Here is a 24,752-nt window from a genome sequence, read left to right as displayed (position 1 = left end):
AATTATTGGAGAGTAAAATGGATCCTATATTTCAATCACTACAAACCGTTATAGATCACTATGATGAGCTCAATGAACAGTTGGCTGATCCGGAAGTCATGAATAGTGGTCAACAGTATATGAAGCTGTCAAAAGAAGCAGGCGAAATACGTCAAACAGTTGAAGTTTACACCCGCTACAAACAAGTTATTCAAGATATTCAGGATGCAGAGGAGCTGTTGGGCGATGCTGAAATGGCACCTTTGGCTAAGGAAGACCTTAACGCCTTAAAACCTGAAAAAGAACAACTAGAAGAACAGTTAAAAATATTGATGCTACCTAAGGATCCAAATGATGATAAAAACATTATTATGGAAATACGTGGCGCAGCTGGTGGAGATGAGTCATCATTGTTTGCTGCGGATTTGTTGGATATGTATCGACGTTATGCAGAACGTCAAAATTGGTCTTTGAGCATTATTGATGAAAGCACCACTGAGGTGGGCGGTTACAAAGAAGTGGCAGTCATGATTACTGGTGACAATGTTTATTCTAAGCTCAAATTCGAATCTGGTGCTCATCGTGTACAGCGCGTGCCAGCCACCGAAACGCAAGGTCGTGTCCATACATCAACAGCTACAGTTGGTGTTATGCCAGAGTTTGAAGAAATTGACTTTGAATTGAATGAATCAGATTTGGAAGAAGAATTTTTCCGTTCAGGTGGTGCGGGCGGACAGAACGTCAATAAGGTGTCAACAGCGGTTCGTTTAATTCACAAGCCAACTGGTATTATGGTTAAAATGCAAGAAGAGCGAACGCAAATTAAAAACCGTGATAAAGCACGTAAGCTGTTAGCCAGTCGTGTTTATGATTTTTATGCACAACAAAATGAATCTGAGTATGCAGCACAACGTAAATCAGCAGTTGGAACTGGTGATCGTTCGGAACGAATCAGAACCTACAATTATCCGCAAAATCGTGTAACAGATCACCGTATTGGTTTAACACTTAATAAGCTGGACCGTATTATGAACGGAGAACTTAGCGAAGTAATCGATGCGTTGGTTATTGCTGATCAAACAGCAAAGTTGGCGGAACTAAACAAATGACGGGTAAGCATTTTGAGACGCCAGATCAGTTTAAAAAATCTCAATCAGATTCAAAAGTACTGTCGAATAAATTAAATACACCAAAGCGGTTTGAATGGGACGACATCAAAAAACCAGTTAACCCAGCCACAGTGAAAATTTCATTACTTGAGGCCAAAAAATGGGCCCTTGCAGAGCTAATTAGTGTTGGTATGTCAGCAGACGAGGCTAAGGATAATATTGATTTTCTTCTTAGTGGGGCACTGAATGTAAATTATGGTATGCTACGCGCAAATATGTCACGACAAATGCCGGCGGCTTTGACCGCACTTTGGCCTAGTTGGGTAGCAGAATTAGTTAAAAATAGGCCACCACAATATATTTTAGGTCATGCACCATTTTATGGACGCGAATTTATGGTAGATGAACGTGTATTGATTCCACGGCCAGAAACCGAACAACTGGTTGAATGGATTTTGAAAGATGCTGGTCGTGCTAAACATCCAGTTTCTGTATTAGATATTGGGACTGGTAGTGGAGCCATTATCGAAACATTAATGCTTGAGAATGACCGGGTGAAAGGATTTGCGGCAGATATTTCTCAGGATGCTTTAACGATAGCTGAAATGAATGCGCAACGTTTTAATTTATCACATTTACATTTCGTTGAAAGTGATGTGTTTAGCGCATTGAATGGATTGAAATTTGACCTTATTGTTAGTAATCCACCATATATTTCTAATAGTGATAAAGATGAGATGGATGATAGTGTGTTAACCTTCGAACCACACACGGCTTTATTTGCTGAAAATGATGGTTTAGCAATTTACGAAACGATTGCGCGTGGATTAGATGCACATTTAACTGAACATGGCCGTGCGTATTTTGAAATAGGTTATAAGCAAGGGAAGGCAGTAAAGCAATTACTACAGGCAGCATTGCCCAAAGCTAAGATAACTTTGCGACAAGATTTTTCCGGTCTTGATCGCATGATTCGAGTAGAAAAATGAAAACAAAACTTTTTGAAACCACTAAAAATGATATTGAAGAAGCTAGTCAACTGATCCAACACGGCGAATTAGTTGCTTTTCCAACAGAAACAGTTTACGGACTGGGAGCTGATGCAACGAATGAATCAGCAGTTAAAAAAGTGTTTGTCGCTAAAGGACGACCTGCAGATAATCCTTTGATTATGACCGTAGCAGACGCGACACAATTGGATGAATTTGTAACTATTTCTGTTCAAGCTAGGCGATTGATGGACCATTTTTGGCCAGGTTCATTAACTATTATCCTACCTATCAAACCAGGGAAGGTATCTATGCTGGTGACTGGTGGATTACAAACAGTCGCCTTTCGCTTACCTGCTAACGACGCGACACGTAGACTAATTCGCGCTGCTGGTGTACCGATTGTTGGGCCAAGTGCAAATACATCAGGAAAGCCATCTCCGACAACAGCACAGCATGTGTGGCATGATATGCAAAATAAAATTGCCGGTATTGTTGATGATGGGCCAACGCAAGTAGGTGTTGAGTCGACAGTTATCGATATGTCGACAACGACACCGATTATTTTACGACCAGGCGCAGTGATTCAACCACAGCTTGAAGAAATCTTACAAATGAAGGTCATTGATGCAACTAGTACAGAATCTGTTGCGAGCAATGTAACACCCAAGGCACCGGGCATGAAATATCGTCACTATGCGCCAGATAAAAATGTTGTGATGTTTGACGAATTAGATGCCTTAGACTTGAAGCAAGTACTTAGTTTAAATGATGTTGTAATGGCTCAAGATGATATGATTGAAAAAATGGCATTAACGAATCGTCAAGCGTGGTCATTAGGAAGCACTTTAGAGACTGCTACTGAACAATTATTTGCTGGATTACGTTTCTATGATGATGATCGTCAGATAAACACGATTTATGTTCAAAAGATGGCACCGGTTGGTATTGGTAAAGCCTTTAATAACCGTTTAGGCAAAGCAGCTGGGAATCAGGAATTTCAAAACTAAAAATAGTGGGAACTAAATCTGTTAACAGGTATAGTTCTTTTTTTTGTTTTTAATTAAGACAGTTTTCTAAATAATGATTAATGATGACACATTTCTTCAAATGAAATGATAAAATAATGATTAAATAAAAATATTCTAATAGGAGCTATGTATGACGACACAACATGATTTATTTGATTCAGTTAAAGAGCAGACTATTTTGACACAAATAGCTGCACTTTCAGGTTGGGATGCTTTGACTGGAATGCCAAAGGATGCAGGACATTTTCGAGCAGAGATGGACGCTTATCTGGCCGAAAAGCTATTTCAAGTTTCAACAGGAACCGCTCGAAAAAACATATTAGAAGATTTAGAAGCTGATGATTCATCATTAGATGATCTGGGTCATATTGTCCTTCAAAAGGCACGTAGAGATTTTGATATGACAGGTAATATTCCTGAACAAGATTTTATCGCTTTTCAGAAAACACTTTCGGAAGCGCAAGATTTTTGGGCAAGAGCGCGTGAGGCTAACGATTACAAAGTGTATCAGCCATATTTGGAACGAATTATTAGCTATTTGAAGCAGTTCATTCCACTATGGCAAAAAAATGAAAAAACACCATACGATGTTTTATTAAATCAATATGAACCGGGACTGACTGTCGAAAAATTGGATGCAGTATTCGATCAAGTTAAGCATGGCATCACAACATTACGTCACAAATTGTCAGCTAGTGATTCGATGCCCAGTGATGAATTTCTAAGTCGTAAGGTTACTAAGTTACAGCAAAGTAAATATGCTATGGCGGCTGCACAAAGATTGGGTTATAACATAGATAAAGGTCGGCTAGATGATACGATTCACCCATTTATGGAAGCTTTAAATCGTGATGATGCTCGTATCACCACACGTTGGGATGAAAATAATTTTCAAATGGCAGTTCTAGGTATTCTCCACGAGGCAGGTCATGGACTTTTTGAACAAAATGTTGATTCTAAGTACGATGACGTAAGTTCCGTTTTGCCGATTAGTATGAGTATTCACGAATCACAGTCATTGTTTAATGAAGTGATGATTGGAAGATCAAAAGAATTCTGGGCAGTCGAATATCCAAAGTTACAAGCAGCTGTGGCACCGACATTTGATGACATTGACTTCGATCAATTTTATCAAGCATGGTTAAAAACTGAAGCCACACTGATTCGTACGGAAGCGGATCCGTTAACTTATCCTCTGCACATCATTATTCGTTATGAAATTGAAAAGGCAATTTTTAACGATAATGTTGATATAAGTGATCTGCCAGCCCTATGGAATAAGAAATATAAAGAGTATCTTGGTTTAGAAGTACCAGATGATTTGACTGGTATATTACAGGACATTCACTGGGCAGGTGGATCGTTTGGATACTTCCCAAGTTACGCACTTGGTCATTTATATGCAGCTCAATTTAGAGCAACCATGACAAAAACCTTAGATTTTAAAGCTATCTTTGAATCGGGAGATTATTCACCAATTTTTGAATGGCGTAAGGAGCATATTTGGCGATATGGTGGCGCTGTAGACCCTAATAAAGTATTGGAAGATGCGACAGGAGAACCGTTAAACCCACAGTACTGGTTAGACTTTGTTAATAGTTTGTATGAAAATTTTGATTAAGAAAAGCGTTGAACAGATGATGTTTAACGCTTTTTATTGTGTACATCAGTTGTTTCAAGTACGGACGGTCTATTTTTCAGAAAAGGGCACAAAAAACAAATGTAAACGTTTTCATCAAGAAAGCCGTTAAATAGGCGTTTTTTGCTTTAGTGCTTGATATAACAGTCGTTTGTGCAATATTTTACTTGATATTTTGTAAGCGCTTTGATAAACTATATTCAGAAGCTGATTAACAGCACAAAGGAGAATTTTAAACATGGCACAATCAAAAGACTTTCATATTATCGCAGAAACAGGTATTCACGCACGTCCAGCAACTTTGTTAGTACAAGCAGCTTCAAAGTTCGCTTCAGATGTTACTTTGTCATATCAAGGTAAGGATGTTAACTTGAAGTCAATCATGGGTGTAATGTCATTGGGTGTTGGTCAAGGCGCCGATGTTACTATCAAGACTGAGGGTGCTGATGAAGAAGCAGCTATGACAACAATTGCTGAAGCAATGGCTACAGAAGGACTAGCAGAATAAAATGACGAAAAACTTCAAAGGAATCGCGGCAAGTAACGGCGTAGCAATTGCTAAAGCCTACTTGTTAGTTGATCCAGATTTGTCTTTTGAGAAGACAACAATAACAAATGTGGCGGCTGAACAAGCACGTGTCGACGATGCTTTGAAGGCTTCTAGTGATGATGTTAAATTGATAAAGGCAAAGGCAACCGAAAGTTTAGGTGCTGCAGAGGCTGAAGTATTCGAAGCACACCTAATGGTTTTGGCTGATCCAGAAATGTCTGGTGCAATTCAACAGAAAATAGAAGATGACAAAGTTAACGCTGAACAAGCTGTTAAAGAAGTCACAGACATGTATATCAGTATGTTTGATGCGATGACGGATAATGAATATATGCAAGAACGTGCTGCAGATATTCGTGACGTAACGAAGCGCATTTTGTCTCACTTATTGAATATTTCTTTGCCTAATCCAGCATTGATTGATGAAGAAGTAATTCTTGTATCAAAGGATTTAACGCCTTCTGATACGGCGCAACTTGATCGTCAGTTCGTAAAGGGTATTTTAACTGATCTTGGTGGTCGGACGGCTCATGCCTCAATTATGGCACGGACCTTGGAAATTCCAGCAGTAGTTGGTTCTGAACAAGCAACAGCTGAAGTTTCTAGTGGCGACTTGGTTATCGTTGATGGTTTAACAGGTGATGTAATTATTAATCCTGATGCTGACACACTTGCTGCTTATCAAAAAAAGGCATCTGATTATTCTGCACAACGTGCAGAGTGGGCTAAGTTGAAGGATGAAAAGTCAGTATCTGCTGATGGTAAAGAATTTATCGTTGGCGCTAATATTGGTGCACCAAAAGATATGCAAGCAGTTTTAGACAATGGTTCTGAAGGTGTTGGTTTGTATCGAACAGAATTCTTGTACATGGAGTCTGATCATTTACCAACTGAAGATGAACAGTTTGAAGCTTACAGAGCTGTTGTTGAACAAATGGGTGACAAGCCCGTTACAGTTCGTACGATGGACATTGGTGGCGACAAGCATCTTGATTATTGGAAATTACCTGAAGAAGAAAATCCATTCTTAGGTTACCGTGCTATTCGTATTTCATTGGATCAGACTGATATTTTTCGCACACAATTACGTGCATTAATACGGGCGTCTGCGTTTGGCAACTTATGGATTATGTTCCCAATGATTGCAACACTAAGCGAGTTCCGTGCTGCTAAAAAGATTTACCTTGAAGAACGTGAAAAGCTTGAAAAAGCGGGCGTGGCTATGGGTAAGATTAAGTTGGGCATTATGATAGAAATTCCAGCTGCAGCAATTTTAGCCGATAAATTTGCCAAAGAAGTTGACTTCTTCTCCATTGGTACGAATGATTTGATTGCTTATACAATGGCTGCGGATCGTGGCAATGATCGTGTGGCGTATTTGTATCAGCCATATAATCCTTCTATTTTACGATTAATTAATACTGTAATTTCAGCTGCGCACAAAGAAGGCAAGTTTGTCGCAATGTGTGGTGAGATGGCAGGTGATCCCGTAGCGGTACCACTATTGGTGGGTATGGGATTAGATGAATTTTCAATGAGTGCGCCATCAGTTTTGCAAACTCGTTCCTTGATGAAAAAGCTCAATACAGTTGATATGAAAGTATTGGCTGAAAAGGCATTAGACGTTGAAACAAATGACGAAGTAATTGCGTTAGTTAAGGAAGCAACAAAGTAATAGTATAAAAAGCGCCGTTGGCGCTTTTTTGTGTGTATATAATCATTTTTACAACTACTAAATAAATATAACAATTCTCATTCAAGTTTTATTATTTGTGATAAAATTAAACTTATGAAGATTTTAGCATTTGATACAAGTAACCAACCACTAACAGTGAGTTTGGCAGAAAATAATAGCGTAAAAAACGTTTTTACTACTAATGTCGCACGGAATCATTCGATTCAGTTGCTGCCAGCTATTCGAGATATCGTAGCCTCTGAAAACTGGGCACTGCAAGATATCGATCGTATTGTTGTGGCCCAAGGCCCAGGATCGTTTACGGGATTAAGAATTGGTGTCACAGTAGCAAAAATGTTAGCCGATACTTTGGGTGCCGAATTATGTGGTGTCTCCAGCTTAGCAATTTTAGCAGAACAAGTTAAAACTGACGGACTAGTAGTACCATTATTCAATGCCCGTAATAGAAATGTTTTTGCTGGTGTATATCAAAATGGTCAGAGTATATTTACTGAATCCCATCAGCCAATCACAAATTTATTTACTTTTTTGGAAACAAGGGACGAATCAGTTACTTTTTTGGGAGATACGTCGGAATTTAGTGATGAAATGCACGAAATTTTTGGTGAACGCGCAAAAATCTTGTTGCCAGAAGAGAGTTTACCAGATGGAGTGGGTATTGTAGCACTCGGGTTGCAAAAAACACCTACAAAGAATATTCAAGATTTTAATCCAAATTATCTACGCAAAACACAAGCAGAGCTCAACTGGATTGCTGCTCATCCTGGTGAGGATAAACCAGAAAACTATGTTTTTGAAGTTTAGAAAATCAAAGCATTTATTAAATAGTTTGCCAAAATATACCGAAAAAGTTATTGACGTGCAAGGAATCACATTTTTATTAAGGCGAGCTACGATGTCAGATATCGATATGCTAATAAAAATTGAGGAAGCAGTTTATAATGGTTCAGCACCGTGGCTTTTACGTGATTTTGTGAGTGAACTGTCACGACCTCATGTTCGATTATATTTAGTCATTGAACGACGTGGACAAATTGTTGGTTTTGCTGGTGCTGCTTTACGTACTGACATTCATGATATGCATATTACCAACATAGCTGTATTACCAGTGTGGCAAAATAGCGGCTTAGGTACGATACTCATGCAAGAACTAAAATCGTTTACAAAAAAAACAGGTGTGTTATCAATGACTTTGGAGGCTAGAGTGTCTAACCAGGGCGCGTTGGCATTATATGAGCGACTAGGCTATAAGCGAACAGGTATTAAGAAAGGATATTACCTCGATAATCGTGAAGATGCGGTATCGATGGCACTACACTTTGATGATTCGACGAGCAACAACTGAAGATATTGACCTGATATGGCATATAGCCGATGCTGCTTTTGGATCATCCCCTTGGCCTAAAAGTGTTTTTGAACATGATTTAGCTAGTCCCAGGACAACTTATTTCATCGGGGATGGCGGTTTTGTTGGTGTTACAACAATACTTGATGAAGCTGAAATTGTTAGTGTTGCAGTGCATCCTGACTATCAAAAAAAAGGTGTAGCACAGAATATTTTTAAACACATTTTTAATATGAAACACGTTACGCGATTTTTGCTTGAAGTATCAGCTCAAAATGGTGCCGCTCAAGCACTATATAGAAAGCTAGGATTTACGGAGTATTATCGTCGCGAAAAGTATTATAGAAATGGTGATGATGCAATTATGATGGAGAAAAAAATTGACTAAAATAATTTCCTTTGAATCAAGTGCGGATGAAACAAGCGTCGCTATTGTTGAAGATGGTCACATTGTTCTAAGCAACAGTGTAGCTACCCAAATCAATTCACATCAACGCTTTGGCGGCATTGTGCCTGAAGTAGCCAGCAGACATCATATTGAATGGATTACCCGAGTACTAGATGATGCTTTAAATACGGCTCATGTGGATCCAAAAGCGCTTGATGCGGTTGCCGTAACATATGGACCGGGACTAGTCGGTTCTTTATTAGTTGGTTTAATGGGGGCGAAAACATTTGCTCTGGCGCATGGTTTGCCGGTCATTCCAGTTAACCATTTAGCAGGTCATATTGCGGCAGCAAATTTTAACAAGCCGATTAAGTATCCAGCGATGGCATTAATGGTCTCTGGTGGGCATACTGAATTAGTATTGATGCGTGAAGAAAACCAATTTGAAGTCATTGGTGAAACACGTGATGATGCAGCTGGAGAAAGCTTTGATAAAGTTGGGCGTCTATTAAATTTGCCGTATCCTGCTGGGAAAACAATTGATGAAATGGCTCATAAAGGTCAACCAACCATTAAATTTCCAACTGCCATGGCACATGAAGATAACTATGATTTTAGTTTTTCTGGTTTGAAGAGTGCAGTAATTAATTATGTGCATCACGCCAACCAAAAAGAAGAGACAATCAACCAAGATGATTTGGCGACAAGCTTTCAAAATGCTGTTGTGGATGCGTTAATTGGTCGAACGAAACGAGCGCTAGAAAACTTTCCCGTTAAAAGCTTTGTATTAGCCGGCGGTGTTGCCGCAAACTCTCAATTACGTGAAGAATTGACCATACTATTGAACGATTTTCCAAAAACAGAATTTATACCTGTTCCAATTCAGTATACAGGGGATAATGCGGCAATGATTGGTGCTGCTGGTTATTGGAACTACAAGAAAAATATTTTTGCTGATTTAGATTTAAATACGGATCCGGGATTAGATTTTGAATTGTTACAATCCTGATATCATTGTGAAAACATCACTATCTTTTGCTAAAACCTTTTTATATATGGTATACTAGTTATGCAAAAGTTCACAAGTTTAATTAATGGAGATAATTATGACCCAACAACCTAAAATACCGCGTGCAACTGCTAAGCGGCTACCTATATATTTTCGTTATCTAACATTTTTACATGATGCTGGCAAGGAACGAATATCTTCATCAGAATTGAGTGAAGCTATTAAGTTCGATGCAGCAACTATCCGTCGAGATTTTTCATATTTTGGTGCGCTAGGTAAGCGTGGCTATGGTTATGATGTTAAGGCGCTTTTAGATTTTTTCGCCAATGTATTGGACCAAGACAGCTTGATTAATGTGGCATTAATTGGTGCTGGTAATCTTGGACAAGCTTTGTTAAACTTCAACTTCCATCAATCATCAAATATGCGTATTGCAGCAGCATTTGATGCAGACGAAAAGCGCACAGGCACAATTTTGTCAGGTGTACCAATTTATTCAATGGAAGAGTTACAAGAGCAAATAACAGCACAACGTATCAATATTGCTATTTTGACGGTTCCACAAGGTGTCGCACAAGAAATTACCAATCAGTTAGTTGAAACGGGTGTCAAAGGTATTTTGAACTTTACACCAGTACGTGTGACTGTTCCAACAGGTGTTCGTGTGCAAAACGTCGACTTAACAAATGAATTACAGACGTTGGTTTATTTCATCGAAAACTACGGTTCGATTACGACAGGATTATAATTTCACATGACTATTTTAAATTTAGATGATTCCAAAAAAGTAACTGATTATCAGCAATTCGTTCGTGAAAATCCTCGTGGGCAAGTGACACAAGATCCATTGTGGGGAGAGCTGAAATCTAACTGGGGACACATTTATGTTTACCATGAAACTGACGGAAAAATTGATGCCGCCATGTCTGTTTTGACCGTCGAAGCAGTACCTGGGAAGCTATTAGCATACGTTGGCCGAGGGCCAGTAGCAGATATTGGGGATATTGATTTGATGAAGTCAATGATTGATGAAGCATTGGCAGCTTTACCAGATAATGTATTTTTAGTACGTATGGATCCTGAGGTGCCATATTCTGATGCGTTAAACCAAAAGTATATTGATGCTGGATTTAAAACAAGAAATAAACAAGTTAAGCAAATGCATGGCAATATTCAACCACGTAAGAATATTGTTTTGTACTATGATGGGCGCGGTGAAGGAGCTAAGCCCATTACAAATGAAGAGGAATTAATGCTTCATTTTAAGCCAAAAACCAGAAATGGCATTCGGCGTGCTTTTCGTGATGGGGTCACTGTGACAAGTGGTGACAGCGAAGAAGACATTCGCGCAATGTTTGATACATATGTGTCGATGGCGAAGAACCATGGCATTACCCATCGACCAATCGACTATTTTTTACGCATGCAAAAATTATGGGCGGGTACGGGATTATTTCGTGTTTATCTAGCGCATTACGAAGGTCAAGTCATTGCCAGTGGCCTTGGATTCTCTTATGGCGATGAAATTTGGTACATGTACGCTGGTTCATATCGTGAATTTGGAAAGCATAATGGTCCTGCTGCTATCCAATACGAAATGCTGAAATGGGGCCTTGAACTAGGCAAAGTTGAATACGATTTTGGTGGTGTTGGTGAATTTGATGATTCAGATGGGTTGTACATATTCAAGCATGCATTTGCTTACCATGATCCTAATGCTGAGTATATTGGCGAATTAGATTGGGTAATTGATGAATCTGGTTATCAAGAATATCTTAAACAATTTAAATGAAATTAGCGCTTAACAGCGCTTTTTTGGTACAATTGAAAGATAGTATTTACGAGTAGGAGACAAGTAATGTCAATTAAATTAATTGCGTCGGACATGGATGGTACGTTTTTAACAGCAAATGATGTATATAGTCAAGATCGATTTGAGCGTGTTTTATCAGTCATGAAGGCACGCGATATGCGCTTTGTTGCAGCTTCAGGGCGCCAAGTTAAAAATCTACAACAATTGTTTGCCCCAACAATTAATAATGGCTTTGAAATAGATTTTGTTGGTTCCAATGGTGCAGTTGTATCGACATTTGAACAACAGCTGTATTCGGTACATTTGTCAGCTAATCAATTAGCAAAAGTCATTGACTGGAATGCTAAAAATCCGGAGTCAGCGGAAAACATCATCATCATGACAGGTGACAAAGGAACATATGTGTCTAATCACGCTACTGGTCAAGTTGCAGAAATGGTTTTTCAATTTTATCCCAATGTTAAGCAAGTCGAAAAGTTAATGCAAGTTGACGATCGCATTTTGGGTATTACTTTTGTGTGGCCAAATAATGAAGTGCATCAGCATGTGTCAGCGCTGAGAAATATTTTTGGCAATGAATTACATGCAACTGGGTCCGGATTCGGATCTGTTGATGTTTTAGGAAAAGGTGTTGATAAAGCAACTGGACTACAAGTTTTGCAAGATTACTATAATGTTTTAGATAGTGAAGTAATGGTGTTTGGCGATAATGGCAATGATTTAGAAATGCTGACTAAATATGAAAATGGGTTCGTGATGCCTAATGCGGAGCCATTTATGCAACAAAGAGTTACTAAAAAAGCCGTCGATGTGAATACAAACGATGGCGTTTTGAAGACAATTGAGCAATATTTAGGTATTTAAAAAAGCGGCTTACGTCGCTTTTTTTGGTGACCAGAATCGGTTAATCATGATGGCTATAACTACACCGATGAAAGTATCAATGATACGATCAATGACATAAACTATAGTTGCACCGGCTGGAATATTTAATGAAATCATTAATAAGGCAGCCATTGCTCCAATAACACCACTATTGTAGTTGAAGCCATCTAATAAAACAATCACAACAATGACGAGTAACGGTAAAAGAATCATGGAAACCCAGGCAGCTTGGTGTGCTTGTTGATGAACGATAAAATAAAATAGTGCAAAAGCACCACCAACTGTGTTAGAAATCAACCGTACTTTGGCAAAGTTGAGCGTTTTATCCCAACTTTCTCGCAGTGCAAAAACCGCTGCCAAACAGGCAACAAAAGGCGGCCGATTAAAAAAATAAAATGATGTAATGATGAGCATAACGGCTAAAGCAGTCTTTAACGTACGTAATCCTAATCGAAACTTCCCGAATTGCATAAATTTCTCCAATTAATATTTTATTATTTTATCATAATTTTATGGTACTATCTAGTTATGAATATTATTTGGTTTCATGAAAGGATTGTACTATGTCTAACCCGACTTTAGATGTGCTTAATCAACATATGTCCATACGTTCTTTTACAGATGAAATAGTTTCTGATCAACAAGTTTCAGAAATTATTCATGCTGCAACTGCTGGGCCTAATATGAATAATTATCAACCAGTAACCTTTATAGAAATCACATCACAAGATATAAAAGCCGATATTACTACTAAGGTAGGTATGAAATATATTGAAACTGCGGCAAGATATTTTGTTATAACAGTTGATTATAATAAAGACTTAATAGGATTAAACGATGAGCAGCGTCGTCAGGCAGAAGAGAATATACAAAGTTATGCGTTACTTGAAGGTGGCATCGTGAGTGCAGGAATTGCCCTCGGGCGTGCTCAAGTTGCGGCTGAATCGTTGGGGTTGGGTAGTGTAACTATGGCCGGCGCATTAGGAGCCTTTGAAATTTACGAAGAGCATCTCAATTTGCCACGTTATGTGAAAGCGGTGATGGGCTTTTCAATTGGTCACCCGGCGGATAATCCGGGTATTAAGCCAAAACTTGATGAAAATGGTTTTTTGATGAAAGATCGCTATAATCAAGCACAGCTAGAAGAGGCAGTTACCGTGTATAATGAAGTGATGGTTGAATATTATGCAAATCGAGGCATTGAACGTTCTTGGACAGAAAATAATGCTCGAATGTTGACTCGTAACCAAAAAACAACGCCACTATTGACGCAGTATGCTAAAGATAAAGGATTTAACTTAAAATAAAATTTTTTTGAAGAAAAATGAAAGCGATTACATTATGACGATATTACATTTACAAGCAGAGTTGCATGAAAAGATGTGGGGCGGAAGTGCTCTAAAAACCTTTGGTTATAAAATACCGAATAATCATACTGGAGAGGCTTGGATAGTTGCTGCCCATAACAATGGACAGTCTACTATAATTAACGGGCAATTAGCGGGTCAGGGATTAAAGCAAGTTTGGCAAAATCATCCGGAGTTGTTTGGTGGTCATGGACATGACGAAGCATTTCCACTATTAGTAAAAATTTTGGATGCCCATGAAAATTTGTCGATTCAGGTTCATCCGAATGATGAGCAGTCTCATGAAAAGTTTGGTAAAACAGAGAGTTGGTATATTTTAGATGCAAAGCCAGGTTCTAAAATATATTATGGTCATCATGCGAAAACACAAGATGAACTAAAAAAGATGGTTGATCAAAAAGATTGGCACAAGTTATTACGTACGATTCCAGTACAAAAAGGTGATTTCTTTTATGTCGCTTCTGGTACGTTTCACGCATTAGGGGCTGGCATTATTGCTTTGGAGATACAACAGAGTTCTGACACAACTTATCGATTTTACGATTTTGATCGAATCGATGCCGGTACTAAAGAAAAGCGTCCGCTTCAAATTGAAGAAGCTTTAGCGGTTACTACCGTACCTCATGTAGATCCTATTTTAATTCAAGATACGACGATTATTGACCAAACAGTTATTGAACGTTTGGTTGTAGCAACCAAATTTACCATAGATAAGTTGTTGGTTCGTGGTCCGTCGTTGTTTAAAAAAACGCACGATTATGAATTGTTTACAGTCATTGAAGGGTCAGGTTTTATTGATGCCGATCCAATCAAAAAAGGGAATAGTTTTATAGTATTGAGTGATGCAAAAAAGTATCGATTAGATGGCGATATGACAATCATACGCAGTTTTGTCACACCTGAAACAACAAACATGGACATGCTTGTAAGGTGAGTTTAGAAAACGTTGCCAGGTGTTAAGCAGAAGTTTCATTTGTTTTCATTAATAATTTATCTTTTTGAAAACTTTTTTATGAAAGGAAAATACAAAGTGTGTAAGAAAAAGTGAAAACTTGTACTTTTTTGTAAACTAGGATTATAATTAATTATGTAAACGGTAACAAAAAACTCAAGTGAAAGCGTTTACAAAAATGTGTTGTTCCGTTATAATCATATAGTAAGTATTTTAATGAGAAGGAGATAACCGGATGGTTAATCTAATTATTGCCAGTCATGGAGACTTTGCTAAAGGCATATTGATGTCAGGCTCAATGATTTTCGGTGAGCAAGAAAATGTTGAAGTTGTGACATTTTTGCCTAATGAAGGTCCAGATGATTTAGATAAACATTACCAGGAGGCATTGGCGAGGTTTAGTAATGATGACCAAATCCTATTTTTGGTTGACTTGTGGGGAGGCTCACCATTTAACCGCGCTAGTTTAATTCAAAAGCAAAATCCAGAAAAGATGGCTATCGTTGCAGGACTGAATTTGCCAATGCTGATTGAAGCTTATGCTGGCCGCTTGAGCCACGATACAGCTGCTGGATTAGCTACATATTTAGTTCCCGTTGCTAAAGATGGTGTGAAATCAGTTCCAGAAGCCAAAGAAGAAACGGAAGCCAAAACTTCCGAAAATACTGTTGGCTTAAAAGAAGGGCATATCAATATTAAGCTCGCTCGTTTAGACACACGTTTGCTTCACGGTCAAGTCGCCACAGCGTGGACACCTGATTCAAAAGCAAATCGTATTATTGTTGTTTCAGATGCAGTGGCTAAGGATGAATTACGTAAGAGTTTGATACAACAAGCTGCGCCTAACAATGTACGCGCAAACATTGTACCAATCAGTAAAATGATTGAAGTGGCTAAAGATGATCGATTTGGTGGCGTTGATGCATTCCTACTGTTTGAAACGGTCGAAGATGTCTTGACTGCCGTAGAAGGTGGTGTGCCGATTAAGTCATTGAATGTTGGCTCAATGGCACATTCAGAAGGAAAAACAATGGTCAACAAAGTTTTGTCTATGGATAGAAATGATGTGGCCGCTTTTGAAAAGTTACGTGATTTAGGTGTTGAATTCGATGTTCGAAAAGTTCCTAATGATAGTAAGGCTAACTTGTTTGAGTTAATTAAGAAAGCGAATGTTAAATAATTTGACATGAAAAATGTTTAATTAAGAAAGGTGTCTAATATGTCTGTTATTGCGATAGTTTTAGTCGTAATTATTGCCTTCTTTGCAGGTATGGAAGGTATTTTGGATGAATTTCAAATTCATCAACCGCTAGTGTCAGCTACGCTGATTGGGTTAGTAACTGGTCATCTTACAGCAGGAATTATTCTAGGTGGTACATTGCAAATGATCGCCTTAGGTTGGGCAAACATTGGTGCAGCCGTTGCCCCTGATGTGGCTTTGGCTTCAGTAGCTTCCTCAATCATTATGGTTAAAGGTGGTGATTTCTCTAATACAGGAATCTCAGTGGCCGTAGCTTCAGCGATTCCTTTGGCTGTTGCTGGTTTGTTCTTAACAATGCTTGTGCGTACTGTTGCCGTTGGATTAACCCATGGTGCCGATGCAGCTGCTAAGGAAGGTAAAATAAATACAATAGAGCGATTGCACTTATTTGCTTTAGTGTTGCAAGGACTGCGTATAGCTATTCCGGCTGCATTATTGATAGCAGTACCAGCTTCAGCAGTAAGGTCTGCTCTGACTGCTATGCCAGAATGGTTAACTGGTGGTATGACCATTGGTGGTGGTATGGTTGTTGCTGTTGGTTATGCTTTGGTTATTAACATGATGGCTACTCGAGAAGTCTGGCCATTCTTCGCTATTGGCTTTGCACTTGCTGCTGTCAGTGAGTTGACATTGATTGCTTTAGGGGCAATTGGTCTTGCACTTGCTTTGATCTATATCAACTTGTCAAAGATGGGCGGTAACAACAATGGCGGCGGTTCAAATAGTGGCGGCGATCCTGTCGGCGACATTTTGAACAAGTATTAGAAAGGGGCAAGCTGATGGCTGAAAAAAAACTTGAATTAACACGTAAAGATCGTATGTCAGTTGCTTGGCGTTCACAATTCTTGCAAGGATCATGGAACTACGAACGTATGCAAAACGTTGGATGGGCTTATGCTATGATTCCAGCGATAAAAAAGTTGTATAAATCAAAAGAAGATCGTTCAGCGGCGCTACAGAGGCATTTGGAATTCTTTAATACACATCCCTATGTTGCCTCACCAATTCTGGGTGTTACTTTGGCCTTAGAAGAAGAGCGTGCCAATGGTGCAGCTATTGATGATACCGCTATTCAAGGAGTTAAAATTGGAATGATGGGGCCGTTGGCTGGAATTGGTGATCCGGTCTTCTGGTTCACTGTTCGTCCAATCCTTGGTGCACTTGGTGCATCGTTAGCAATGAGTGGTAATATTCTTGGACCTATTTTGTTCTTCGTTCTTTGGAACATTATCCGTATGGCGTTTATCTGGTATACACAAGAATTCGGATACAAGGCAGGTAGTGCAATTACGCAAGATTTATCGGGTGGATTGCTAAAAGATATCACCAAAGGTGCTTCTATTCTGGGTATGTTTATCTTAGCCGTTTTGGTTGAACGTTGGGTATCTATTAAGTTTATTCTTGAGTTGCCTGCTAAAAAGTTATCTGAGGGTGCTTATATTAAGTTTCCCAATGGTAACGTCAATGGTACAGAACTACAAAGAATCTTAAGTGAGCAAGCTTCTGGCTTATCATTAACAAAGGTAGCACCAAATACACTGCAAAGTAATTTGGATAGCTTGATTCCAGGATTAATGGGACTCTTGCTAACGTTCTTAGCAATGTGGCTTTTGAAAAAGAAGGTGTCACCTATCACTATGATTATTGGTATCTTTATCTTTGGTATTGTAATGCACGCTTTGAAGATAATGTAATAGCATTCTTGTTAAAAGTGCTTGTCAACTTGGCAAGCACTTTTAATGGTACATAGAAAAAACAGGGGAACATATTTATGGTACAATCTTTAAACACGAAAGCAGAATATACAACGCAAGGTATTTCTTATCTAGGAATTGGGGCGAAATATGGTAAGATTTTAGTAGGTGATCAGGCATTCGAGTTCTTTAATGATAATAACGTTGAAGATTATATTCAAATTCCATGGACAAACATAAGCGCTGTTTATGTACATGTTACAGGGAATCGAGTCAGCCGCCGATTTAAAATTAAAACAGATAAAATTGATTTAGATTTTTCTGCTAAATCGTCGGGTGCCTTACTTAAAGTGATGCGTGGGCATCTAGGAAACGAAAAGATATTACGAACTGCATCCTTATGGGATACTATTCGATCACGGTTCAAGCATAAATAGATGAATGCCACAAAATGAGGATATTAGATGAAAATACTTAAAAATTATCGAGCACTACATTATATTGTTATTGTCATGGCCCTTGAAATCGTAGCGGTTAGCATTAACTTTTTTTATGCACCCGCTAAGGTTGCTGCTGGTGGCGCAACTGGATTGGCTATTTTAATTAACGAATTGGTGGGTTTTGATCGAGCAGCTACTGTGTTGATTGTTAATTTGATTATGATTATTTTGGCAGCTGTTTTTTTGGATCGCGGTACCACAGCGCGAATTGCTTTTGGTAGTATTGTTTTGCCAATCTTATTGAAGGTGACTCCCAGTTTTCAAATTTTACAAGATCGAACCTTTGCAGTGCTTGTTGGTGGTAGTATTTTTGCTGTTGGCGTAGCACTACTTTATCGTATTGATGCTTCTAGTGGTGGAACAGCGGTACCACCGATGATTTTTAAGAAATATTTTCGCATTCCGCCGGCTATATCCCTATTGGCAATAGATACAGTTGTTTCATTAGGAAATTTGGTAACGCAAGGATTAGAAGCACTCATTCTGGCTCTTTTTTCATTAGTTATTACTGCAGTTGTCATGAATTATATTGAAACTGGTTTAGATCGTCGTAAGATGGTCTATATTACGACAAATGATAGCATTGATGATTTGAAAAAGTATCTGCTTGATGGCGAAAAAGGTTTTACAATCATGGATGTTCGTGGTGGTTATATGGGAGATGGTCGTGAAATGCTGATGGTCGTACTTGATAATCACGAGTACAATCATTTTTTGCGTGGTATTCACCAAGTTGATCCAGAGGCCTTTACTATTGCTTATGATATTTCTGAGGCACATGGAGGTACTTTTCTTTGAAGACGTGACGATTAGATCACGTCTTTTTTGTTGACATTTTCGATGATAGTGATATACTTAAAATTGTAATTAGCACTCGAGTTTAAAGAGTGCTAAAAAGAAAATCTCGGAGGTATGAATCCATGTTGAAGCCATTGGGTGATCGTGTGATTATTGAAGTAACGGAAGCTGCAGAAGAAACTGTCGGTGGGATTGTTTTGGCAAGTAATGCCAAAGACAAGCCTGTTACTGGTAAAGTTGTAGCTGCGGGAACGGGTTATGTCTTGAATGATGGCGCAATCCGTGATTTGACAGTTAAAGTCGGTGATGAAGTCCTGTTTGATAAGTATGCAGGACAAGAAGTGTCATTTGAAGGGCAAGATTACTTAGCATTGCACGAAAAAGACATCGTTGCAGTTGTCGAATAATTATCAAATCAAAGGAGATATTTAAATCATGGCTAAAGAATTAAAGTTTTCAGAAGACGCACGCGCAAAAATGAAGGCTGGCGTTGATAAGTTAGCTGATACAGTTAAAACAACTATTGGACCCAAAGGTCGTAATGTTGTTTTGGAACAATCATACGGTGCACCAACCATTACAAATGATGGTGTAACAATTGCTAAAGCAATTGAATTAGAAGACCACTTTGAAAATATGGGTGCCAAGCTTGTTGCTGAAGTTGCTTCAAAGACGAATGATATTGCGGGTGATGGTACAACTACTGCTACTGTTTTAACGCAAGCTATTGTTGGTGAAGGTTTGAAAAATGTGACGGCTGGTGCTAATCCGGTTGGCATCCGAACAGGTATTGAAAAGGCCACTGCAGCAGCTGTTGCCAAGCTGCATGAAATGTCACACACAGTTAATACGAAAGATGAAATTGCTCAAATCGCATCAATTTCAGCTGCCAACGAAGAAGTTGGTGCATTGATTGCTGAAGCAATGGATAAAGTTGGTAATGATGGTGTGATTACCATTGAAGAGTCAAAGGGTATCGAAACGACACTGGATGTTGTTGAGGGTATGCAATTTGATCGTGGTTACATGTCACAATACATGGTGACTGATAACGACAAAATGGAAGCTAACCTAGATAATCCATATATTTTGATTACTGATAAGAAAATTGGTAATATTCAAGATATTTTGCCAGTATTGCAAAGTGTTGTTGAACAAGGACGTGCCTTGTTGATCATTGCTGATGATATTACCGGCGAGGCTTTGCCAACATTAGTTTTGAACAAGATGCGTGGTACATTCAACGTTGTTGCAGTTAAAGCACCTGGATTTGGTGACCGTCGTAAGGCACAATTGGAAGACATCGCTATCTTAACTGGCGGTACAGTAATTACTGAAGATCTTGGTTTGAACTTGAAGGATGTTACGATTGAACAACTAGGTCAGGCTTCAAAGGTTAATATTACTAAAGACAATACAACTATTGTTGAAGGTTCTGGTGATAAGGCTGCTGTTGCAACACGTGTTGATACAATTAAGCAACAAATTGCTGAAACAACTTCTGATTTTGATCGTGAAAAGTTGCAAGAACGTCTTGCAAAGTTAGCTGGTGGTGTCGCTGTTATTAACGTTGGTGCAGCTACAGAAACTGAATTGAAAGAACGTAAGTATCGCATTGAAGATGCATTGAATGCAACGCGTGCTGCGGTCGAAGAAGGCTTCGTTGCAGGTGGTGGTACAGCCTTGGTTAATGTTATTGCTGCTGTTTCAGCTTTGTCAGAAGAAGGTGATGTTCAAACTGGTATCAATACTGTTATTAAGGCATTGGAAGCACCGGTTCGTCAAATTGTTGAAAATGCTGGCTTAGAAGGATCAGTGATTGTTAACAAGTTGAAAGAACAAAAAGAAGGATTTGGTTATAACGCTGCTACTGATGAGTGGGTAGACATGATTGCCGCTGGTATTGTGGACCCTACTAAGGTAACGCGTTCAGCATTGCAAAATGCTGCCTCTGTTTCAGCATTGCTATTGACAACAGAAGCTGTCGTTGCTGAAGAACCAAAAGATGACGCACCAGCCGCTATGCCACAAGGTGGTATGCCAGGTATGATGTAATATCGTAATCAAAATTAAAAGACCGATTTATTACAAAATCGGTCTTTTTTGTTCGTATTTTTTTAAAGAATTTGGCTATATACTTTAGGCTATTTTTAGCATTATATTGAAATTAAAGTATCGTATTTTTCTAAGCTAAGGCACCCATTGGATCCCATGGAGCTAACAATATTGGCTTTGAATGATCATAAATATTAACTAGTTCTGAGCTGAGATACTCCTTCTTAATAACGATTTGATAAGCATATTCACTCATCCAATCGTCAGACATTGTAAAGTAGCCTTTCTTGCCAACTTTCTCACCCCAAGAGTTCTCAACTTTCCACTTTGTTGGTTGATCATTTTCATCTAAATCGACACCTGTTAAGACCATTGCGTGTGTCATTAGGCTTTCGCCATAGTCTAGGCGTTGGGCTTTGGTCATCGTTGAGTCAACGTGAAATAAGTCATCAGAAGCAAAAATACCGCTAGCCATAAGGCCATTCTCTCGATCAACTTGAGGACTCATATCTACCCCAAACCAAACACTTTGACCATTTTTAAGTTGTGAGATGGCGAATGCCTTCATTTTATTGATATCCACATTAAGGTGCTTGACGTCACGACCACCAATAACATTACCCAGCATGTCGACATTATAAGTAGCATCAAATGGTTTGTCATCAGTTGGTGCGTTGATGATAGAAATATACTCATCTAAGTCCCAATTAACAAATTTTTGGTAATAGTCTTGAGGTGTTAATTGACGTTCAACGTGGAAATTATTCGACTTATCTCGGTATTCAAAGTCAAATTGAACAGGAGGTTCACCCAAAGTTAGTGATAACAAGCGGTACACGTTAGCTAACATTTCATTACGTACATTAAAAATATTGTCTTCTGACGCTTGCTGGGCCACTAATCCACGCAGTACAGTTGCATCGTGTCTTAGAAGCGTATTGAGTGTCCTGTTGAGTTCTGCAGTGGCAGAAGAAGCGTTTGATTCAGGATAAACACTTTGTGGTACCAAACCGTATTTTTCAATGATAGAGACAATCATATCCCACTGTCCGCCATCTTGTTGAGGCGTGCTCAATAAGAAGGCAACACGACGTGAATCAAGTGGTTCAGTCGCCGTTTTAAGAACATTTTCATAAAAATAATTGGCCTTTTCAAACTTGTCCCAGAATAGTGTGTAGCTTTGGGAAAGTTGAAATTCGTCACTAATGTGAAACCTATCTTTGATATCGTGGCGCATTGTGTTTAAGGCAGCAAACATCCAGCAACGTCCCGATTGCTTTTGGTTAGCAACTTTTCCAGTGTCTAAATCAATTGAGAATATTGGTGTGTTACTATTTACAATCTCTTGGTCAAAACTTGCACGGTGAATACCATTTTTAGTAACAGCGCGACGAATAATATGGTTGTGTTTATCGTTTATTGCTGTACGAAAATCTTTAATTTGTTGATTTGTAATTTGTGTTGACAAGATAGCGGCTCCTTTTATTTATATGACTATAATATAAACAATATATCGCTTTTTAATGGTTGCTTCAAGCAATGCAAAAATAATTCAATGATTTTTAGAGATATGATATGATAATTAACGAGGTATTTTGAGATGAACTTTTATTCCGTTGATTATTTAATAAAACAAACAAATATAAACGACACTATTGGTAAATATTTAATGGTTGTTGTTTTTGTTTTGATGGCAGTCGGTGCGGTGGCTTCAGTTAGAAATCGTTTGCAAACGCGTTATCGTGAATTGAGCATTATAGCATTGTTGCTTTTTTTATTCCTAGCTGGTGCGCGATATACAGATTATCAACAAGCTAAATCGCAGGACGATCAGAAGACGCAAATGGCTGCCTTTGTAAATAAGTTTGCTCAAACGCAAGGTGTTTCTAAAGATAAACTGTATTTTAATTCGACAACAGTGAGTGATGGTATGTTAGTAAAAATGGACAAAAAATTCTATCGGCTTACAATTAGTGCTGATCAACAGTCTTATAGCCTGACACGTGCATACCTAATTAACTCGAAAGTGAAGGTGGTCAAATGAGTATTTATCTACCCATATTAATTAAGCTGGCAATTGGGTTGGTGGCGTTAATAATTCAAATTAATATTATGGGGAAGGGTAATTTAGCACCGACAAACGCATTAGATCAAGTTCAAAATTATGTTTTGGGTGGTATTATTGGCGCAGTTATTTACTCAGATACCATCACAGTTTTTCAATTTACGATTGTATTGATTATTTGGACAATGTTAGTCATGACATTCAAGTTTTTGAAAGAGCATAATCGTTACGTTAAACTATTAATTGATGGTGAGCCTAAGGTTGTTATTGAACAAGGGAAAGTAAACATTAAGAATGTCCTGTCTTCTGGACTATCAGCGAGTGATTTAATGTTTAAACTACGATCACAAAGTGTTTATGATTTGTCTCAAGTTAAAAGAGCTGTGCTTGAAATCAATGGACAACTAACAGTGATTTTAGCTGGTGAAGAGAATATGAAATATCCGATTATTTTTGATGGACAGATCAACACGGATGTACTGGATGTCATCGATCATGATGAAGCATGGTTAACTGATATTGTGAAAAAACAAGGTTATGGAAGTATTAATGATATATTCGTTGGTGAGTATATTGACAGTAAAGTTCGCTTAACACCGTATGAAATTAAGTGATTGAACACACTCATTCAAAATTTAACATGTATTGTAACGACACAGTGAAGTGTCGTTTTTTGTTTTCTGATACAATAAGTGTCAGAGGATTTATAAAATGATGACATATAAGCAGTTTTTAGACTTAGTGGAAATTCGAGTTGTTGTACCGAGTATTGCACCGCTATTGGTTGGCTTAGCATATAGCCAGTGGCAATATGGACGTGTGAACTGGTTGAATACATTATTATTAATGATTGCAACGGTTACGGTACATTTAGCTGTCAATACTTTCAATCGTTATGAGGATAATAAACGTCAAAAAGAGAATTCTTTTTTGCGAGAATCTGATGATATTGAAGTAATTACTGATAAACAAGTATTGCATGTTGCAGCGGTTTTAGCATTGATTGCAATGGTTGCAGGCGTTATTGTGGCTTTGCGAACGGATTATATCACTTGGCTTATTGGTATTGTTAGTTTTTTAATTGGTTATTTTTATTCTGCTGGACCAAAACCAATTACAAATACACCATTTGGTGAAATAGTGTCTGGTATAACAATGGGCTACTTTATTTTCGTAGCTCAAGTATATGTAAATACACGAATGGTACCGACAGGTAATGTACTGTTTCAATGGTTTATTGTCAGTTTACCATTGACTATTTTTATTGCAGAGATAATGTTTGCTAATAATATTGCTGATTATGATGAGGACCAAGTAAATAATCGTCACACGCTAGTTCACTATATAGGTATTAAAAACGCAAAAAAAATATACGTGTTTTGGGCAATTTTAGCTTTTGTTGAAATTTTACTCGTGACACTAATTGGCTGGCTGCCAGCAACTTCTTATGCTTTGTTAATGTTACTACCAATTATTATCAATAACGCTCGGATGTTCGTAAATCATCCTGTCAAAAAAGAGACATTTATTTTAGCCATTAAAAATTTAGTTGTCGTTTTTATGGGGATGCTTGTTACTTTATTAGTTGGCCTATGGTTATAGTTGATGAAAAGTACTTTAGTTAGTA

27 protein-coding genes are annotated in these 24,752 nt (G+C 38.3%); 25 read left to right on the top strand and 2 right to left on the bottom strand.

From position 1 onward, the window contains the following. The first annotated feature begins 17 nt into the window (after nucleotides 1-17). The 13 genes from prfA to GJV51_01310 all read left to right on the top strand — a co-directional run bounded on the left by prfA (nucleotide 18) and on the right by GJV51_01310 (nucleotide 12,412). Nucleotides 18-1,088, top strand: coding sequence for a peptide chain release factor 1 (prfA, locus tag GJV51_01370; GenBank protein QGM24721.1), 1,071 nt, complete (start codon nucleotides 18-20; stop codon nucleotides 1,086-1,088). Continuing rightward, nucleotides 1,085-2,077, top strand: coding sequence for a peptide chain release factor N(5)-glutamine methyltransferase (gene prmC, locus GJV51_01365; protein QGM24720.1), 993 nt, complete (start codon nucleotides 1,085-1,087; stop codon nucleotides 2,075-2,077). Before prfA ends, prmC begins: the two co-directional genes overlap by 4 nt. Next, nucleotides 2,074-3,087: a threonylcarbamoyl-AMP synthase gene (locus GJV51_01360; protein QGM24719.1), complete on the top strand. Its 1,014-nt coding sequence runs from the start codon at nucleotides 2,074-2,076 to the stop codon at nucleotides 3,085-3,087. The genes prmC and GJV51_01360 overlap by 4 nt, the downstream gene beginning before the upstream one ends. 151 nt (nucleotides 3,088-3,238) lie before the next feature. Beyond that, nucleotides 3,239-4,729, top strand: a complete 1,491-nt coding sequence (locus tag GJV51_01355) for a carboxypeptidase M32 (protein ID QGM24718.1) — start codon at nucleotides 3,239-3,241, stop codon at nucleotides 4,727-4,729. 256 nt (nucleotides 4,730-4,985) lie between these two features. Further along, nucleotides 4,986-5,255, top strand: a complete 270-nt coding sequence (locus GJV51_01350; GenBank protein ID QGM24717.1) for a phosphocarrier protein HPr — start codon at nucleotides 4,986-4,988, stop codon at nucleotides 5,253-5,255. A 1-nt stretch (nucleotide 5,256) separates the two neighbouring features. After that, nucleotides 5,257-6,972: a phosphoenolpyruvate--protein phosphotransferase gene (gene ptsP / locus GJV51_01345; protein QGM24716.1), complete on the top strand. Its 1,716-nt coding sequence runs from the start codon at nucleotides 5,257-5,259 to the stop codon at nucleotides 6,970-6,972. A 114-nt stretch (nucleotides 6,973-7,086) separates the two neighbouring features. Further along, nucleotides 7,087-7,797 (top strand): tRNA (adenosine(37)-N6)-threonylcarbamoyltransferase complex dimerization subunit type 1 TsaB, encoded by a 711-nt coding sequence (tsaB, locus tag GJV51_01340; protein QGM24715.1) that lies wholly within the window; start codon nucleotides 7,087-7,089, stop codon nucleotides 7,795-7,797. Continuing rightward, nucleotides 7,781-8,338: a ribosomal-protein-alanine N-acetyltransferase gene (rimI, locus tag GJV51_01335; GenBank protein QGM24714.1), complete on the top strand. Its 558-nt coding sequence runs from the start codon at nucleotides 7,781-7,783 to the stop codon at nucleotides 8,336-8,338. The genes tsaB and rimI (GJV51_01335) overlap by 17 nt, the downstream gene beginning before the upstream one ends. Beyond that, nucleotides 8,316-8,726 (top strand): ribosomal-protein-alanine N-acetyltransferase, encoded by a 411-nt coding sequence (gene rimI, locus GJV51_01330; GenBank protein QGM24713.1) that lies wholly within the window; start codon nucleotides 8,316-8,318, stop codon nucleotides 8,724-8,726. The genes rimI (GJV51_01335) and rimI (GJV51_01330) overlap by 23 nt, the downstream gene beginning before the upstream one ends. Next, a complete protein-coding gene (gene tsaD, locus GJV51_01325; protein QGM24712.1) occupies nucleotides 8,719-9,735 on the top strand; it encodes a tRNA (adenosine(37)-N6)-threonylcarbamoyltransferase complex transferase subunit TsaD in 1,017 nt (338 codons plus the stop codon). Before rimI (GJV51_01330) ends, tsaD begins: the two co-directional genes overlap by 8 nt. Before the next feature lie 97 nt (nucleotides 9,736-9,832). Then, the gene (locus tag GJV51_01320; GenBank protein QGM24711.1) at nucleotides 9,833-10,483 is read left to right on the top strand and encodes a redox-sensing transcriptional repressor Rex; all 651 of its coding nucleotides are present in this window, start codon (nucleotides 9,833-9,835) and stop codon (nucleotides 10,481-10,483) included. Nucleotides 10,484-10,489: 6 nt separating this feature from the next. Next, nucleotides 10,490-11,527: a peptidoglycan bridge formation glycyltransferase FemA/FemB family protein gene (locus GJV51_01315; protein ID QGM24710.1), complete on the top strand. Its 1,038-nt coding sequence runs from the start codon at nucleotides 10,490-10,492 to the stop codon at nucleotides 11,525-11,527. 66 nt (nucleotides 11,528-11,593) lie between these two features. Beyond that, nucleotides 11,594-12,412, top strand: coding sequence for an HAD-IIB family hydrolase (locus GJV51_01310; protein QGM24709.1), 819 nt, complete (start codon nucleotides 11,594-11,596; stop codon nucleotides 12,410-12,412). Between the two features lie 9 nt (nucleotides 12,413-12,421). Here GJV51_01310 and GJV51_01305 read toward each other — a convergent pair whose 3' ends face one another. Beyond that, the gene (locus GJV51_01305; protein QGM24708.1) at nucleotides 12,422-12,904 is read right to left on the bottom strand and encodes a hypothetical protein; all 483 of its coding nucleotides are present in this window, start codon (nucleotides 12,902-12,904) and stop codon (nucleotides 12,422-12,424) included. Between the two features lie 92 nt (nucleotides 12,905-12,996). Between GJV51_01305 and GJV51_01300 the strand changes: the two genes are divergently transcribed. From GJV51_01300 to groL, 9 genes are all read left to right on the top strand, one after another. Further along, entirely contained in the window at nucleotides 12,997-13,740 is a 744-nt protein-coding gene (locus GJV51_01300) for an NADPH-dependent oxidoreductase (protein QGM24707.1), read from the top strand. Nucleotides 13,741-13,774: 34 nt separating this feature from the next. Continuing rightward, nucleotides 13,775-14,734 (top strand): mannose-6-phosphate isomerase, encoded by a 960-nt coding sequence (locus tag GJV51_01295; GenBank protein ID QGM24706.1) that lies wholly within the window; start codon nucleotides 13,775-13,777, stop codon nucleotides 14,732-14,734. A 253-nt stretch (nucleotides 14,735-14,987) separates the two neighbouring features. After that, nucleotides 14,988-15,932, top strand: a complete 945-nt coding sequence (gene manX, locus GJV51_01290; GenBank protein ID QGM24705.1) for a PTS mannose transporter subunit IIAB — start codon at nucleotides 14,988-14,990, stop codon at nucleotides 15,930-15,932. A gap of 39 nt (nucleotides 15,933-15,971) precedes the next feature. After that, nucleotides 15,972-16,778, top strand: a complete 807-nt coding sequence (locus tag GJV51_01285; GenBank protein QGM24704.1) for a mannose/fructose/sorbose family PTS transporter subunit IIC — start codon at nucleotides 15,972-15,974, stop codon at nucleotides 16,776-16,778. 14 nt (nucleotides 16,779-16,792) lie between these two features. Beyond that, nucleotides 16,793-17,707, top strand: a complete 915-nt coding sequence (locus tag GJV51_01280; protein ID QGM24703.1) for a PTS mannose family transporter subunit IID — start codon at nucleotides 16,793-16,795, stop codon at nucleotides 17,705-17,707. A gap of 77 nt (nucleotides 17,708-17,784) precedes the next feature. Further along, nucleotides 17,785-18,144 (top strand): DUF956 family protein, encoded by a 360-nt coding sequence (locus GJV51_01275; GenBank protein QGM24702.1) that lies wholly within the window; start codon nucleotides 17,785-17,787, stop codon nucleotides 18,142-18,144. 27 nt (nucleotides 18,145-18,171) lie between these two features. Next, complete coding sequence (locus GJV51_01270; GenBank protein ID QGM24701.1) at nucleotides 18,172-19,005, top strand: DUF2179 domain-containing protein; 834 nt, start codon at nucleotides 18,172-18,174, stop codon at nucleotides 19,003-19,005. A gap of 122 nt (nucleotides 19,006-19,127) precedes the next feature. Beyond that, nucleotides 19,128-19,412, top strand: a complete 285-nt coding sequence (locus tag GJV51_01265; GenBank protein ID QGM24700.1) for a co-chaperone GroES — start codon at nucleotides 19,128-19,130, stop codon at nucleotides 19,410-19,412. Nucleotides 19,413-19,440: 28 nt separating this feature from the next. After that, nucleotides 19,441-21,060 carry a chaperonin GroEL gene (gene groL / locus GJV51_01260; GenBank protein ID QGM24699.1) on the top strand — a complete coding sequence of 540 codons (1,620 nt, stop codon included), beginning with the start codon at nucleotides 19,441-19,443 and terminating at the stop codon, nucleotides 21,058-21,060. A 130-nt stretch (nucleotides 21,061-21,190) separates the two neighbouring features. On the opposite strand, the gene GJV51_01255 is transcribed toward groL, so the two are convergent. Next, nucleotides 21,191-22,528, bottom strand: a complete 1,338-nt coding sequence (locus tag GJV51_01255) for an aminopeptidase (GenBank protein QGM24698.1) — start codon at nucleotides 22,526-22,528, stop codon at nucleotides 21,191-21,193. Between the two features lie 132 nt (nucleotides 22,529-22,660). Here GJV51_01255 and GJV51_01250 point away from each other — a divergent pair, with 132 nt between their 5' ends. From GJV51_01250 to GJV51_01240, 3 genes are all read left to right on the top strand, one after another. Beyond that, nucleotides 22,661-23,104, top strand: coding sequence for a DUF3290 family protein (locus GJV51_01250; GenBank protein ID QGM24697.1), 444 nt, complete (start codon nucleotides 22,661-22,663; stop codon nucleotides 23,102-23,104). Beyond that, on the top strand, nucleotides 23,101-23,739 hold the full coding sequence (locus tag GJV51_01245; protein QGM24696.1) for a DUF421 domain-containing protein: 639 nt from the start codon (nucleotides 23,101-23,103) through the stop codon (nucleotides 23,737-23,739). The genes GJV51_01250 and GJV51_01245 overlap by 4 nt, the downstream gene beginning before the upstream one ends. Nucleotides 23,740-23,836: 97 nt before the next feature. Then, nucleotides 23,837-24,727, top strand: a complete 891-nt coding sequence (locus tag GJV51_01240) for a prenyltransferase (protein ID QGM24695.1) — start codon at nucleotides 23,837-23,839, stop codon at nucleotides 24,725-24,727. The last annotated feature ends 25 nt before the right edge of the window (nucleotides 24,728-24,752 follow it).

This window comes from Leuconostoc mesenteroides subsp. mesenteroides (genome assembly GCA_009676745.1).
In the GTDB taxonomy this organism is placed as follows: Bacteria; Bacillota; Bacilli; order Lactobacillales; family Lactobacillaceae; genus Leuconostoc; species Leuconostoc koreense.
The sequence above is the reverse complement of the archived record's forward strand: the minus strand, read 5'-3'. Positions and strand labels throughout refer to the sequence as shown.

What these genes read in the sequence shown, in the direction of transcription:
- prfA (QGM24721.1), top strand. Translation starts at nt 18, where the DNA reads ATGGATCCTATATTTCAATCACTACAAACCGTTATAGATCACTATGAT.
- rimI (QGM24713.1), top strand. Translation starts at nt 8,316, where the DNA reads ATGATTCGACGAGCAACAACTGAAGATATTGACCTGATATGGCATATA.
- GJV51_01305 (QGM24708.1), bottom strand. Translation starts at nt 12,904, where the DNA reads ATGCAATTCGGGAAGTTTCGATTAGGATTACGTACGTTAAAGACTGCT.
- GJV51_01265 (QGM24700.1), top strand. Translation starts at nt 19,128, where the DNA reads ATGTTGAAGCCATTGGGTGATCGTGTGATTATTGAAGTAACGGAAGCT.
- GJV51_01300 (QGM24707.1), top strand. Translation starts at nt 12,997, where the DNA reads ATGTCTAACCCGACTTTAGATGTGCTTAATCAACATATGTCCATACGT.
- GJV51_01295 (QGM24706.1), top strand. Translation starts at nt 13,775, where the DNA reads ATGACGATATTACATTTACAAGCAGAGTTGCATGAAAAGATGTGGGGC.
- GJV51_01245 (QGM24696.1), top strand. Translation starts at nt 23,101, where the DNA reads ATGAGTATTTATCTACCCATATTAATTAAGCTGGCAATTGGGTTGGTG.
- groL (QGM24699.1), top strand. Translation starts at nt 19,441, where the DNA reads ATGGCTAAAGAATTAAAGTTTTCAGAAGACGCACGCGCAAAAATGAAG.
- ptsP (QGM24716.1), top strand. Translation starts at nt 5,257, where the DNA reads ATGACGAAAAACTTCAAAGGAATCGCGGCAAGTAACGGCGTAGCAATT.
- GJV51_01315 (QGM24710.1), top strand. Translation starts at nt 10,490, where the DNA reads ATGACTATTTTAAATTTAGATGATTCCAAAAAAGTAACTGATTATCAG.
- GJV51_01275 (QGM24702.1), top strand. Translation starts at nt 17,785, where the DNA reads ATGGTACAATCTTTAAACACGAAAGCAGAATATACAACGCAAGGTATT.
- GJV51_01355 (QGM24718.1), top strand. Translation starts at nt 3,239, where the DNA reads ATGACGACACAACATGATTTATTTGATTCAGTTAAAGAGCAGACTATT.
- rimI (QGM24714.1), top strand. Translation starts at nt 7,781, where the DNA reads ATGTTTTTGAAGTTTAGAAAATCAAAGCATTTATTAAATAGTTTGCCA.
- GJV51_01310 (QGM24709.1), top strand. Translation starts at nt 11,594, where the DNA reads ATGTCAATTAAATTAATTGCGTCGGACATGGATGGTACGTTTTTAACA.
- GJV51_01240 (QGM24695.1), top strand. Translation starts at nt 23,837, where the DNA reads ATGATGACATATAAGCAGTTTTTAGACTTAGTGGAAATTCGAGTTGTT.
- GJV51_01280 (QGM24703.1), top strand. Translation starts at nt 16,793, where the DNA reads ATGGCTGAAAAAAAACTTGAATTAACACGTAAAGATCGTATGTCAGTT.
- manX (QGM24705.1), top strand. Translation starts at nt 14,988, where the DNA reads ATGGTTAATCTAATTATTGCCAGTCATGGAGACTTTGCTAAAGGCATA.
- GJV51_01360 (QGM24719.1), top strand. Translation starts at nt 2,074, where the DNA reads ATGAAAACAAAACTTTTTGAAACCACTAAAAATGATATTGAAGAAGCT.
- GJV51_01250 (QGM24697.1), top strand. Translation starts at nt 22,661, where the DNA reads ATGAACTTTTATTCCGTTGATTATTTAATAAAACAAACAAATATAAAC.
- GJV51_01350 (QGM24717.1), top strand. Translation starts at nt 4,986, where the DNA reads ATGGCACAATCAAAAGACTTTCATATTATCGCAGAAACAGGTATTCAC.
- GJV51_01285 (QGM24704.1), top strand. Translation starts at nt 15,972, where the DNA reads ATGTCTGTTATTGCGATAGTTTTAGTCGTAATTATTGCCTTCTTTGCA.
- tsaB (QGM24715.1), top strand. Translation starts at nt 7,087, where the DNA reads ATGAAGATTTTAGCATTTGATACAAGTAACCAACCACTAACAGTGAGT.
- GJV51_01320 (QGM24711.1), top strand. Translation starts at nt 9,833, where the DNA reads ATGACCCAACAACCTAAAATACCGCGTGCAACTGCTAAGCGGCTACCT.
- prmC (QGM24720.1), top strand. Translation starts at nt 1,085, where the DNA reads ATGACGGGTAAGCATTTTGAGACGCCAGATCAGTTTAAAAAATCTCAA.
- GJV51_01270 (QGM24701.1), top strand. Translation starts at nt 18,172, where the DNA reads ATGAAAATACTTAAAAATTATCGAGCACTACATTATATTGTTATTGTC.